General features: G+C 48.9%; 10 protein-coding genes. 4 read left to right on the forward strand and 6 right to left on the reverse strand.

Annotation, left to right across the window (positions count from 1 at the left end):
• Positions 1 to 47 precede the first annotated feature (47 nt).
• The 3 genes from OXN25_09260 to OXN25_09270 are packed head-to-tail and all read left to right on the forward strand — an operon-like array spanning position 48 to position 3,195.
• Positions 48 to 1,565 carry an AAA family ATPase gene (locus OXN25_09260; GenBank protein ID MDE0425043.1) on the forward strand — a complete coding sequence of 506 codons (1,518 nt, stop codon included), beginning with the start codon at positions 48 to 50 and terminating at the stop codon, positions 1,563 to 1,565.
• Entirely contained in the window at positions 1,562 to 2,053 is a 492-nt protein-coding gene (locus tag OXN25_09265; GenBank protein ID MDE0425044.1) for a hypothetical protein, read from the forward strand. Before OXN25_09260 ends, OXN25_09265 begins: the two co-directional genes overlap by 4 nt.
• A 41-nt stretch (positions 2,054 to 2,094) precedes the next feature.
• A complete protein-coding gene (locus OXN25_09270) occupies positions 2,095 to 3,195 on the forward strand; it encodes a Gfo/Idh/MocA family oxidoreductase (GenBank protein ID MDE0425045.1) in 1,101 nt (366 codons plus the stop codon).
• A 35-nt stretch (positions 3,196 to 3,230) separates the two neighbouring features.
• Here the strand turns inward: OXN25_09270 and OXN25_09275 are convergent, their stop codons facing one another.
• The 6 genes from OXN25_09275 to OXN25_09300 form a co-directional block, all read right to left on the reverse strand.
• Positions 3,231 to 5,939: a PIG-L family deacetylase gene (locus OXN25_09275; GenBank protein MDE0425046.1), complete on the reverse strand. Its 2,709-nt coding sequence runs from the start codon at positions 5,937 to 5,939 to the stop codon at positions 3,231 to 3,233.
• A gap of 123 nt (positions 5,940 to 6,062) precedes the next feature.
• Positions 6,063 to 6,887 carry a sugar phosphate isomerase/epimerase gene (locus tag OXN25_09280; protein MDE0425047.1) on the reverse strand — a complete coding sequence of 275 codons (825 nt, stop codon included), beginning with the start codon at positions 6,885 to 6,887 and terminating at the stop codon, positions 6,063 to 6,065.
• Positions 6,888 to 7,055: 168 nt separating this feature from the next.
• Positions 7,056 to 8,534: a DUF4159 domain-containing protein gene (locus OXN25_09285; GenBank protein MDE0425048.1), complete on the reverse strand. Its 1,479-nt coding sequence runs from the start codon at positions 8,532 to 8,534 to the stop codon at positions 7,056 to 7,058.
• A 215-nt stretch (positions 8,535 to 8,749) separates the two neighbouring features.
• Positions 8,750 to 9,427: a hypothetical protein gene (locus OXN25_09290; GenBank protein ID MDE0425049.1), complete on the reverse strand. Its 678-nt coding sequence runs from the start codon at positions 9,425 to 9,427 to the stop codon at positions 8,750 to 8,752.
• Between the two features lie 140 nt (positions 9,428 to 9,567).
• Positions 9,568 to 10,701: a lipopolysaccharide heptosyltransferase II gene (gene waaF, locus OXN25_09295; protein ID MDE0425050.1), complete on the reverse strand. Its 1,134-nt coding sequence runs from the start codon at positions 10,699 to 10,701 to the stop codon at positions 9,568 to 9,570.
• A 72-nt stretch (positions 10,702 to 10,773) separates the two neighbouring features.
• Positions 10,774 to 11,913 (reverse strand): aminotransferase class I/II-fold pyridoxal phosphate-dependent enzyme, encoded by a 1,140-nt coding sequence (locus OXN25_09300; protein ID MDE0425051.1) that lies wholly within the window; start codon positions 11,911 to 11,913, stop codon positions 10,774 to 10,776.
• 543 nt (positions 11,914 to 12,456) lie between these two features.
• On the opposite strand from OXN25_09300, the gene OXN25_09305 reads away from it, so the two are divergent.
• A complete protein-coding gene (locus OXN25_09305; GenBank protein MDE0425052.1) occupies positions 12,457 to 13,842 on the forward strand; it encodes a hypothetical protein in 1,386 nt (461 codons plus the stop codon).
• Positions 13,843 to 13,947: the final 105 nt, after the last annotated feature.

Below are 13,947 nucleotides of genomic sequence, written 5' to 3' on the forward strand. Positions count from 1 at the left end.
TATAAAATTGTCCAAACTTTAGTCATCTATATCCGGATGAAAATACGATGAACAGAATAGAAGTACCACTTAAAGTTACGATTCGCGATAATCCACATAGGGACACCGTTGCCAAACAACCGTTCAGTGCCGAAATTAACGTTGCAAATTTTGGACCTATTAAAGCGAGTTGTGTGGATTTACGACCACTGACAGTGTTTGTCGGTCCTAGCAATACGGGGAAAACCTATCTTGCAACTTTGGTATATGCTTTGCACGGTGCTTTTAACAGTTTGACGCATCCGAGTCTCCTTTCGCCGCTGGGGTCAGGAAAAGTTATGGATCTACTGAAACTTATGATGAACAGCACGACAGCAGCGACAGCGGAAATTCAAGAAATGCTCAACAGATTAGGAAAGCATGAACAGCCTTTTAAACTGTCGGATATGCCAGTAGAGATGCGCGAGCATCTGTTTTCGCTGCTCAAGGAGGATACAGGGCTTTTTAAAGGCGTGCTGCAGCAACTTCAGGATGAACTCAAAAATTGCTTTGATCTCGGTTCTATCGCAGAGCTAAACCGATTGACTGACGAACAATCGAATCAATTTAACATCGGACTCAAAATAGGTAGCAAAACGGATAAATATTGGGATATCCGGATGACACACGCCGAATCAGCAGCAATTGATATGGATGTTTCACATTTTTTCGACGATCCGATGCCAGATTCTTTAGTGCTTCTACCCTCAGGGTGGTCCGTATATGGTAGATTGGATGATAATACCGTCACGATGGGAAGTATCGGCTATACGATCCGAGATAGGTACTATCTACCGGCATCTCGGAGTGGCATTATGCAAAGTCACCGCATCATAGCAAGTTCACTTATCACGCGCGCCACCCGGGTTGGATTAGAACGGTTACCTGAAATGCCAACACTATCTGGTGCCGTCGCGGATTTCATGCAAAAAATCATCCAGTACACTGAAAAGGGAAATGGGAACCCGGAAATGCAAAAGATCGCTGAAAGTTTAGAGAGCAACGTGCTTGGTGGGCAAGTCCGTTTAGAACCTTCCCTCAGCGGTTATCCAGACTTCCGTTATGCGCCAAATGGTGCAGCGACCGAACTCCATCTGAGCCAATCTTCCGCAATGGTATCCGAGCTTGCTTCGTTGGTTTTATTTCTGCGGAGTGGTGTTAAACCTGGAGACATGCTCATCATTGAAGAACCCGAAGCACATCTACATCCCGGTGCCCAAGCAGATATGGCAGTTATTCTGGCGAGTTTAGTTCGTGCAGGTGTGAGCGTGATTGCAACAACACATAGCGACTGGTTGCTTGAAGAAATAGGAAACCTGATTCTTGAAGGGCTATTAGCGGAGCAAACCGACGCGTCAGCGAGCTGGTTGTTACCAGAAGAAGTCGGAGCATGGCACTTCCAAAGAGACGAACCTGTCAAGGAAATTCCTTTTAAACCCAGAGAAGGTATTTCTCCAAAAGATTACGAGGATGTTGCTGAAGGACTCTACAACCGATCGGTGAATCTCCAACAGAGATTTGAAAAAAAGAAAGGTAAGCGCGCGTGAATCTGCATAGACATCTTGAGGAGATTCGTCGATGGATAGGGCACAGAAGAGCAACATCCTATACCAAAGAAGGCTGTCGCGTTTCCATGGCAAGTATACCGTCTGAACGTGTTGTATTGGATGTAGACCTTGCTTTTCCAACAGACAGAGCAGATACAAATCAATGTGACTTTGTTCTTTTTTACATTGACACTTCCAAAGAATGTCTCGTCGGGGTTCCAATGGAACTTAAAGGCAGCACTGATGCCTCAAAAATAATTCAGCAATTGCAAGAGGGGGCACGCATCATTGATAGGTTGGCTTCAAACACTGTCAAAACGGTTTGCATTCCTATCGCATTTCACCGCAGAAAGATTCACAAAGCACAGCTCAAAAAGCTTAAAACTTCCAGAGTGACATTCCGAGGCGAGGAATTTCCAATTAATACAACGCGATGCAGTTATGAAGGAAACTTAGCACAGGCTTTGTCGAAATCGACGCAACGTTGACTTTGCGCGTCTCGGAAACAGTATAAGAAGGAGCATACTGAATGTCTAATACAACCCCAGTTCGGACGGTGATTGTTGGGTGTGGGATGATCGCAGCGGGGGGTTACCAGCCGCGCTGTCAGGCATATCCACATCGGATTGAACTTGTTGGTTACTACGATCAAGATGAGGCGCGTGCCTCGGCATTGGCAGAAAAAGATGGGGGTCGCGTCTACAAGTCGCTTGAGGAGGTGCTGAACGATCCGAATGTAGAAGCGATTGTGAATTTGACGATTCACATCTCTCACTATCCCGTTTCGTTGGCGGCACTGAAAGCGGAAAAACATGTCTACTCTGAGAAACCGATCTCTATCCGAACCGACGAAGCGAATGAACTCGTCGAAACTGCGGAAGCGATGGGTCTGAAATTGGCGTGTGCGCCGTCTGCAATCCTCGGTTACGTTCAACAGAACGTCTGGCAACGGATACGGGAAGGCGAAATCGGCGATGTTATCTCTGCGATTGGTAATTTCGGCGGTCCGTTGGAACACTGGCATCCCAACGCTGATGCGTTTTTGATGCATGCGGGTCCCTTCCGCGATGTCGCGCCTTATCCACTCACTGCGATGACGACGATGATTGCCCCCGTTAAGACGGTACACGGTTTCGCACGGCTCGCTGTTCCGAAACGAACGCTAACCCAAGGACCACGGAAAGGCACCGAGTTTGAGGTGAATGAGAAGGATCACGGATTTGGTGTACTGGAGTTCGAGAACAATGCACACGGACTTATCTATCACAGTTTTACGGTTGCTTCTGGGATTCCGCCTTACGAGATCCACGGCACAGCGGGTGGGTTCTCTCTGCAAGCGCACGATGATGGACGCGGCATCCAAAAATTTACGCCGCAGGACGGGTGGCAGGACGAACCTTCGCCGTCGAAATCCTTTACCGGATTAGATTGGGGGAAAGGTGTCGCCGATTTTGCAGATGCGATTAGATCCGATCGAAACCCGCGTTGTAATGGTGCGCAGGCACGGCATGCGTTAGAGGTGTGCGAGCGGATCATTGAATCGTCCGATGTGGGTAGACCTATTGATGTTGTGAGTCGCTTCCCGGCACCACCGCCTGTTGGGGAAGTGGCACCGTGGGAAGCGGAGTAAGTGGATCGGCGAGGTTAGAAACCTCGCCTACCAAGTTAGGGTTTAAGGGTGAGCATGTTGATGAAAAGCCTGTATGCGCCTGCGACGCCTGCGGGGAGTTGTCTATAGAACGCATAAGCGGCGTAGGTATAGGTGCCTTGTCCGTACTTGGCATAGAGGAACCCACCGTGTTGCGGTTCTTGTTCGCGGTCGTTACACGTGAGGAGTGCCTGATAGTTTGCGTCCCACTCAGTGAGGAACTTTGAACCGCGCTCCTCAACCCACCCGTTGAAATCAGCCTCCGTAATTTGATTGGGATGCTGGAAAATCGGATTTTCTGGCATCAAAATGCTCACTTGTGCGTCCTCTTCGGAGACCTCCTCCGGTCGCCTACCCATTGTATAGGGATAGGGACCAAAGGGGGCTGCATCAAATTCTGGGGTCTGATATTGGACGATGAGGTTGCCTCCGTTATAGACATAATCGAGAAGTCGCCCGTTATAGGAGATGAGATCCTGTCGCACGGCGTACGCCCGGATGCCGATCAAGATGGTATCGTATCGACTCAGATCACCGGTGCGGAGTTCTTCACGATCCAGCATTTGAACGTCGATCCCAATCTGTTGGAGTGCCTCAGGCACCCTATCACCGACCCCCATGATGTAACCGACTTCCATCTCCCCTGGCAGTTCAATTGAAATGCCGTGAAGTGTCATCGTAGCAGGACGGTATAGGTGGCGGGGTTCGAGATCTGTATGGTCAATCGCTTGATAACCGGTGGTATATTCCTCGCCATTATAAGTAGCAACGGCTTGAATTGTGTAATCTCCGCCTGCCTCTACACCCGCAGCAGACACATCGAAAGTAAAGGTCTTGCTGGCACCTTCGTGTGTGAAATCAAAAGACGCGCTTTCAGGCGACGAATGCCACCCATCGGGTAACGTGAGCGCAAGCGTGCCTTCCGCTTCACCTTTCACATTATTTAGCACCTCGACTGTGGCAGTAAATGTGGTTTCCTCATCTGCTGTCGCAGATTGAGATATCGGAACAACACCGATACGCGGCGACATAGATAGACTGATAGCGGGAGCCACCGATAGTAGCCGCCGTCTTTCACCCCATGGTCGGTTGATTGAAACGGTTTGTGCCGGTCGCGCCAGTGTGAAGTCTACGCCATCCACGCGATAGGTTATAACACCGTGCACTTCAGGCGGTGCGAAGGGCAAGAATCGGAATTCTGGACGTTTTAGTGTATAGACAGCGTCGTGATATTCAGAGGCGCGCGTCCAATAGGGTTGGGTATATGCGGCATCCTGTGGCACCTCCACCTCAAACGTGAGAGAGACAGGTTCGTTTGCATTTATGATGATTCCCTCTTTCTGGTCTGAGTTTGTTGGCGTTTGACGTACGTTCCAGCCTTCTGGCGTGCGGAGCGATGCATCAACAAGTTTAGCAGCAACGGGTGAGGGGTTCACCATCCGCATTCCGATTGAGAACGTTTGCCCCGGAATTGCGACAGTAAAAGTTTCAGGGGATCGGAAGAATCCCTCTTGTGCGCCTTCGGGTTGGACGAGCACCTCCAGTGAACACCCGAGTGCGGCGTTCGCAGCACCCATCAACTCCTGTTCTTTGTTTTGAAGCAGGAAAAGCAGATGTGCGCGCGTCGCGTCCTCAAGGTCTATGCTTTGGACATCCTCAATGAGGCTGCGAGCAGTTTTTAAAGCGGCAGCAAGGTGAGGCACAATTGCCCAAGGGTACCGGGCATCATAGTCATGGCGCGCAGCGTCGACACTCTCCTGAAATTGTGCAAAGGCTGCATTCAAATCAGGTGCGTTGGCGAGCCCTGCCATCCCCATAATCGTGGTATCCAGCCCATCAAAAAGGCTCTGTTCGGGTTCCGCTTGCTTGGGAAGTGTTGTATCGACTAACCGCAATTCGGTGAGCGAAGAACCCTTAGACGCACGGGTCTGCCCAACGCCCTGCGAACGTTGGTAACTGAGTCCTTGACGTGCGATTTGTGCATAAGAAAGCCCTAATAAGGCGTTGTATTCACCCATATCAATTTTCAGCAGGGGTGCATCGCCGGTTTGGGTCTCACTGCGTCGCCATCTGGAACGCGAGATATAGAGTTTCTTGGGTTGCCAAGGCTGTAATCCGTCTGCGAGGTGTTCTGGGAATTGACTTGGGTCGCCGGCAGCACGAAATGCCTCTAATGTTACGACCCCCGATACTTGATGGTGTCCGTGTCCATCTTGACGATTTCCCTGAAATCGGGAGATGATGACATCGGGTCGGTAGCGTCGGATGATACGCACCATATCCTCAAGGAGCATTTGGTAATCCCATTTTTCTAATGTCTCGTCGAGTCGTTTGGAATAGCCGAAATCGACGGCACTGGAAAAAAAGAGGTCTATGCCGTAGTAGCGGACAGCAGCGAGGTGTTCTTCGGTGCGGACAATACCGAGTGCGTCAAACAATTCGGGTCCGATAAGATTTGCGCCGCCTTCTCCGCGTGTGGTGGAGTATAATCCGGTTCTGACCCCGCGTCCTCGACTGAGCCACGTTAGCAAGGCACCGTTTTCATCGTCAGGGTGTGCGACAGTATGTAGAACGGTGGCAGTTGTCTGTATGCGCTGTAAGGCGCGCCACACCTCGGAAGCGTTCGTTGCTCCCGCCATTTCTCCGGTCTCTGCCATTGTCGTGCTACCTCCTATTGTTGTGAGCAGTGCGAAAGCCAAAATTGATATTGTGATTTTTTTTAGCATTAGGTCCTCCAAGAGTCTACAGATGGCAGTCAGCCGTCAGCCATCAGCGGTCAGCGGTCAGGATTGGAAATCTTGCCTTTAGAATTGCACAGACTATAGAATTGCACAGACTAACAGTCTATGCTACAAAAAGAGTGCGTCACGGAGCATTTGGACGCTCTGTGGGACACCGATGTGTGCGTCCGCTTTGCCCTCAAATTCAATGGACACGTATCCCTGAAATCCGGCATTTTTTAGAATATCGCCGATTTTAGCATAATCGAGATCCAATGTATACCATTCGCCGCCCCCGTAGTAGGTTTTGGCATGAACGAGTACCGCCTCATCTGCAATCTGCGTCAATTTTTCATAAGGATTCGAGAGGAAATTACCACAATCCATCGTCACTTTCAACCATTCCGAGTCAATAGCCGAGACGATGCGATTGACTCCCTCCGGTGTGCATGTTAATCCCCAATGATTTTCGAGTCCGAGGACGACCCCGTATTTTTCAGCGTCTGGGAGACACTTTTCAATGGCAGCGATGACCCACTCAAACGCCTCATCTTCTGTGTGTCCGGGGAGTGCCGGTTCTTGTCCCTCGACTTCCATCAATTCAGTGAAAGAGGGGACAGTCCCCCATCTCCCTGAGTTGAGACGAATTGAAGGGATGCCGAGTTCGTGTGCCAATCGGATGCAGTGAACGGTGTGATTGATATTTTTTTGTCGCGTCGCTTCATCTGGTGACACGAAGCCTTGATGGATGGAGAGTGCGTAGAGATCAAGTCCGTGAATGAAGGCGTGCCGTTTTAGTTTTTGGAGATAGGGGTTCGCTTCGGATGCCATCTGTTGGTGTAAGATTTCGACCCCATCGAGTTCCAGCCGTGCGGCTTCTTCGATGACGTGCTCAATCGGTATGCGTTCGGGTTTGAAATGCCAGTAAGAATAAGTGGATACACCGAGTTTCAATTTATCACCTCAAATAGAGCGTTTATTGCGGTATGATAACATAACTCGGATGTGAAATCCAGTTTTTTCTCAGTGTTTTGTAAAGAGACGCGGGAGAAATAAAAATAGGGCTGTTCAGTTGCCCTTGGAGGTAACCAAACAGCCCTATACTTAAGTATGATGTAAGTTCTATTCAAAACCGCTGACTTTTGCGGCTTCAGGTGCGCTTGTCGGGAGTTCCTTCTTGGCTAACGTGTCTTCAGGCACATAACCGGAGTAGTCGGAAATCGAGCCGTGGGTCAACGCATACACCACAACGTTTGTCATGAAACGATAGACGCCGGGTGAATAGTGGACACTACGGGTTGGGAGACTGACAGACTCCATTGCGCACATGTAATCACGACGGACCATGATAACCGACAACCTTTCACCGACGGAGATACCTTCGAGGAAGTTCCGTTTCGGCGGACGTGTGCCCCACCAGAAGATGTCGTATCCGACAGGGGGACCACCCATTTCATAGAAGTTATCGTAAATCTCGTGATCGTTCGCGATCCGCTCAATCTGATATTCAGGCATGACGTAGCGCATCTGTGCGAGGAAGAGACGAATCATCGCCTGTGCGGGAGCGTTCACACCACAGTCGTCAAAGACGAGGAATCCGCCTCTTTCGACGAGGTAGCGACGCATACCGGCGGCTTCAGTCTCGGTGAGACGGCTATCCATTTTACCGCCACCATACTGCCGTCCGAGCAAGTTACGCGAACGGGTGAGTGACGGATCGTGTCCTGTCATAAAGACGAACGGTGTTTTGAAGAGGTTGGCATCCGTAAACTTCAGGGCGCCACCTTCAACGTTCATGTCGGTTTTAATTTTCGTACGCTCGTTGAGCCACTTTGTCAATGCGTTGAGGGAAGAAGCATCAGCCCACCAGTCAGAGAGGGAGTGACGGATCCGTGTGAAACGGAATACGCCGCGGATGTCCTTACCTTTACCGATAACACGTCCACCGGGTTCGCCTCTGGGCAGGGGTGGCACTTCAACGTTACCGAGGGTAATGTTTTCAACGACATCGCCGAGTGCGTCGCGTGCGGCACCGACGTTCTCAACCATTGCGAGTCCGGGTGGACGTTCAAAAGCGACTTTGACCTGTACGGCACCGCCTGCGACACCACGACCGATGTTAGCCGGTCCCGCGGAGGGGGCAGTTGCGACAGGGGCTGAGAATGCCAAGGCACCGGGTGCGTCCGAGACGGGGAGATCGGCGTGTGTTACGACCGTTGGCACGGGTGCGTTAGGCGTAACGACTCGCGGAACGTTCGGATTAATCGGTGCTTCTACTTTAACATTTTGGTTAGAAAACTCAAGAACCGTCTGCGGTTGGAAGTTCGACTTAGCGACAAACGCGGTTGTTACACGAGGTTGTACTTGCACCTGTTCAACAACGACGGTGTTCTGTGTCGGGACAGTCGGCTTAATAACCGGCTTGACGACGGGTTTCCGTACCTTAGGCTTCGGTGGCTCCTTGGGTTGGAGCACTTCGGCACCGACGAGATCCTTGAACTGTTCGGTTTGCGTGACAAGATAAATGCCAGCAATGAACGCAATGACCGCGTGGAGTACCAAAGAAGTCATAAAGGCACCTGAGGTTCGTTTTGCACTCATTCGTTATTACCTCCAAAGGGTATTTCTGTATCCTACTAAAAAACAAAAGTTGTTGATGCAAGGATATATGCAATTTCCGTGCCAATGCGAAAAGGTCTGAATTTGCGGTTAATCTCTGCATCAAACGAGTTAAGCTGCACAAAAACGGGCAATTTGTTTTTCAAAGCTGCACAAAAACGGGCAGTTTTTAGCAACCGTGTGCACCGAAATTGGACTTATGGGGCTTTGTCGGCATCTGTGCTAAAGAAGCGGCCTGCCTCCTTAAGCCGCGGTTTGCCTTTATGGAAACCAAAGATTCCGAGGTTGTTTTCCGTGCTGCTGTCCAGTTCGTGAATCTTCCACCCATCCTTCTCCTCTTTCATTAAATAGAGGTGGGTTTCCCCGGGGAACGCGCCTTTGTAACAATTGTAGCCTATGGCACTGGCTTCAATTTTGCTGCCTTTATAGCGAATCCAAAAATCTGACAACTGATCGTTTTGTCCCCATCTGGAACCTTTCGTACCAATACCGATCCATAAACCTTCGATAGCGATTTCAACATTCCGCCACCCGAAGGCGATTGGCACCGGTTCATTTCCTGCAAAGATTGTCCCGAAGGCAACTTTGTTGTCACTCGTCCGAAAGGTCTCCCCAATGGCTCTCATATCGTTATCGTTAAAGGCTTCGTAGAAGTCACTATACACCTTTTGAATCGCTGCTTTCTCTGCGGCAAAGTCAATAGGGGGTTTCGCGGCAACTACGGGTTCGTCAGTCGTAGACGTTGTTGAAGAACTTTCCGTCGGCTTTTCAGCAGAGCCTTCATCTTCAGAATCGCTACCGCAACCCACAATGCCGATACTCATGATGCTCACTGCGAAGAGGGCAAACACGAGCCACATTAATCTCGATTGCATTTTCTAAATTCCTCCTTTAGGTTCATCACATCGCTTGCAAATAAAGATCGCAAGCCACTCACGTCCAAAAATCACGTTTTAATACTGTTTAAGACATTATAACCACTTTTCAAAAATATGTCAAGTTAATTTGTCTAATGTTATCCGTTGCGATTTTCCGATGGCAAATACTGTGCATCCTCAAGCACCTGGATTACATCGGTAACCTGGATTTCGGACATGCATCCATTTTTTCCGAATCGACAGGTCGTCCCCAAACAAGGCGGACAATCCAGTTTGCGTCGAATCGTTTGACATTGTATTCCGATTGGGGCAAAACGGGTTGGGTCTCCAGGTCCGTAAAGTCCGATTGTCGGCGTGCCAACTGCTGCAGCGAGATGCATTGGACCGCTATCGTTCCCGATAAACACATTACAATTATGCAAGATTGATGCCAATTGCGTCAAGGTCGTTTTACCAGCAGTATTAATCGCCTTTCGCTGCATAAGTTGTTGGATTTCGGTGATTATTGGGACTTCATCCTTCACGCCAACAAATAGAACTTGCGTTCTTTTTCGTGCAATTAGCCAATCTGCTAATTCTGCGTACCGTTCAGGGAGCCACCGCTTTAGCGGGATTGGGGACCCTGGATGGATTGCAATCAGTGGGCATTGTTTATCGATCTTATAGGTTGCCAAAAAATCGGATGCCCACTTTCCATCCGCTGTTGTCACTGAGAAAGTAGCAGTCTGGATGGATGTTGGAATGCCAGCATGTCTTAAAACATCAAGGTTGCGGATCGTTTCATGCGTTCCGTTGAACCGCGAACGCCCTAACTTGTTTTCAATTTGTAAAGCGGCACGACTGAGACGATGCGGTGTGAGTTGCAGAAGCGAGAACCAAGTTGTTCGCCAATCTCCGCGGAGTTCTATTATCAGGTCGTATTTTTGACGATGCAATTCTCGGTAAAGCTGGAATGCCTGCTTTAGTGTAGTCGATTGCCCCGTCCGAGAAAAAGCGGGAGAATTATAGTCGAAAATGGTACTGACATCAGGATGTCTCTCTAAAATGACGCGACTCCACGTCCCTGTGAGTGCGTGCAGTTCGGCGTTTGGATACGCTTGACGGAGATTGGAGAAGACTGGCGTTGCTAATATGACATCACCGAGGTGGTCGAGTTTGACGACGAGAATGCGTTTTGGAACGAAGTCCTTGGGTAAGTGTTTTGGGTAAAAGAGCCACTGCACAAGGGCAGAAGCGATTAAAGTGAGGATTTCGGTTGCGTTCTGAAACATATCTCCAGTTTAATCACGTTGGCGAGATTTGTCAAGAGATATAGGAAAAAGAACATACAGTGCCCTATGGGTTTATCGTTGACTCTCTTGGATAGCGCGTTGAAAGGCACAGAATAGATCTGGGATATCCTGACGTAATACCGTTGGGTTAACAGTAAGCATGATACGTCGATCGTGATCGCCATCTGGTGAGGATACAGCTACTGCATGCGCCTCAAGCGTCTTGACAAAACACTTACTATCAATACTTGATCCTAATTTCAGTGGGAATATATTAGAACCGTGCTCAAAAGGTTCAACCTTGATACCCTCCAGGGCGTTGATTTTATTAAAAAGTGCTGTTGCGTGTGCCATAGCCCGATTGAAACGCGCCTCAAACCCATCTATGCCCTGAAGTGCTAACGCTGCCGCAAAGTTTGCAGATGCCAATCCTCCGCCAAACATACGACGGTCGTGATACAACCCCTCCGTGAACTCAGCCGTGCCTGCCAATACTGCTCCGAAGGGTGCTCCAAAATACTTGTACAACGATACATAGACCGTATCAAACAACGCAGCATAATCAGCAGGTGGGATGCCGGTCGCACCTGACATCATGTAGAGGCGTGCACCGTCAAGGTGAGTCCTAATCTGTTTGTCTCGGCAGTAGTCCGTTACTGCCTTCATCTCATCAAACGGCATAATTTTGCCGAATTGGCGGCGGACAGGACTTTCAATCATCACTGTACCCACCGGATTGATGACCCTTCCGCTTTCTGACTGCTCTACTGCGGTTTTCAATGCTTCGAGTGTGAAATAGGGACATTCCTTTGCTAAGGGTATGAGATTTATATTGCTGAGTCGCGTTGCGCAATCCCCACTGTCCTTGTAGAGATGGCTTTGCTCCTGAACGATTGCGCGCGGTTTGACTCCACAGAGTTTTCGGATGGCAAGATGATTGGCGAGTGTCCCCGTCGGCATAAAGACTGCCGCCTCTTTGCCCAACATTTCGGCACATTTTTTCTCCAGCTGCTCGAGATTGCCACCGAGAGAATAACTGTCAGCCTCAAGTGTAAATTCTTGGTCGAATTCAGCAAGTCGCTGTAGCATCATTGAAGGCGTTTTCGGTTCTCCATCGCCGCGAAAGATAACGGTATTGTCTGGCGAAACATCTGGGATAAGAGACGGATCTGATTGGGGCGATTGGGAAATATGCCGGTTTGTTGTCTGCATCAAAGTTGATCTCCTTCAGGTATATTATACCAATTCTAATTGATAATTCCTCTTAAAAGGTTGACTATTTTTCAGCGATGCTCGGTGCGGTTAGAAACCGCACCTACCGGGTGTGGTGTGAGTGGGTTCGGGTAATGCGAGATAAACTTTTAGAAATGGTATTATATCACTTTTCTGCGATGTTGAGGACTCTTTTCTTTCACTCTCGACTTTTCAGAGATCTTGATTGAAAAATCAAGAGCGGGAGATTGACGCGTTTTCTAAACTTTCTCCCAAATCCATCACAAATTCCGTCATTTTGTCCATTTTTTGAACAGGTCTGTCCATATTTTTTCAGAAAAATCGGAATTAACCCAGAAAATAAGGCATATTCTGCGATTTTTAGCATTGGCATTGTACTTGCTATCTATCTTGAAGTTAAGATTAGGGAGGATTCTAAAGACTAAAGCGTATTGAGTGTGAAATGGCTCTGGCAATTCTCAGTTGAGCAAACGCTAAAGTCTTGACCCGACAGACCTATCAAACAATAAAGGACAATTACACATGAAAACAAACACAAGTATATACTTCTTATTCACTCTTGGCTTACTCTTTCTTGCCCTCGGTTGTGGGCCTGATGGGAGTGATATCCTACGCTCCTCTGACATACTCGATCTCACACAGACCTTGCTTGGGGAAACGAAAGAGTCCACTGACGATAAGCCTGAGAGCCAGGTCTCCGTTTCGCTGGATACGCCCGATGCAGTTGAAATCACCCACTACAGCGATCAGAAACTCACAAAACAAATAGCCTCAGAGGTGCGTGAAGGAATAACGGTATTCACAAAAGTGGTATTTATTAAAGACGCGCCTTATGTTGTTGCCGATGATTCCACTGCGCGTCCGGACATTAGATACGTATTATCGAGAACTGACGGAAGCAAAGTGGAGAGGCGTTATAATGTTGTCGCGCGCGGTGCTGCTGACGACTTTTTAAGTGCCGACTGCCGGCCTTTGGAGGGCACAAAAGTATTTGTATGCAAGTACACGCTTCCTGTTTCTGATTTCACAGAATTTTCTGTAAATGTCCTCGGTATTGTCCTGGATGGTACTTCGTTGAAGATCGACTCAAAAGAAGTTGGGGAACAAGAAGCCCGCCAACAACCATCAGTGCAACAACTCACTACGCCCCAGGGTGTCTCCTTTGAACGCGATCTTTTGCCTATTCTGAGAAGCCGGTGTGCTTTTGCTGGTTGTCACGTTGCTGGGGGCCCAAAAAACTTGGATTTCAGCACATACCAAAGTTTCCTCAATGGTGGCGATACAGGTTCCGTCTTCGTTGCGGGGGATGCTGCAAGTAGCGATATTATAGAAGAGATTGTTTCCGGGAGAATGCCACCCGGAGGGCCACCGTTGACGGATTCTCAAGTCCAACTTTTCCGAGATTGGATCAATCAACAGCCCTCGACATCACCACCGATGCGACCACAGCAACCCTCTACACAACAACCGCAGCACCCCGGCAATACAACAGAACCCGAAACATCCTTTAATCAAAATCTCTTACCGATTTTGAGAGCGAGATGTGCGTATTCGGGGTGTCACGATGCCAATGGATACGATGGTCTCGATTTCAGAACATATCAGTCTTTTATCAGGGGTGACTACGAAGGCGAATCCGTTTTCATCCCTGGAAATGCCCGAAGTAGTGATATTATTGAGGAAATTGTTTCGGGGAGGATGCCCCTTGGTGGTCCCCGGTTAAGTAACGCTCAAATTCAACTCTTCAGAGATTGGATTAATCAGCAAGACCCTGCCGATTTTCCTAACATCCGTTATGATGACGACGATGACGACGATGATGACGATGACGACGATGATGACGATGACGATGATGACGACGATGATGACGATGACGATGATGACGACGATGATGACGATGATGATTGACGACAGTGACGCTCATGATCAATAGCGATTCCAATGTCTTCGTTATCTCGGATCCTATAGAGGTTGGTTTGATACCAGCCTCTATGCTTGTGTTCTCGCCTTCGT

Source organism: Candidatus Poribacteria bacterium, assembly GCA_028820845.1.
GTDB lineage: Bacteria > Poribacteria > WGA-4E > WGA-4E > WGA-3G > WGA-3G.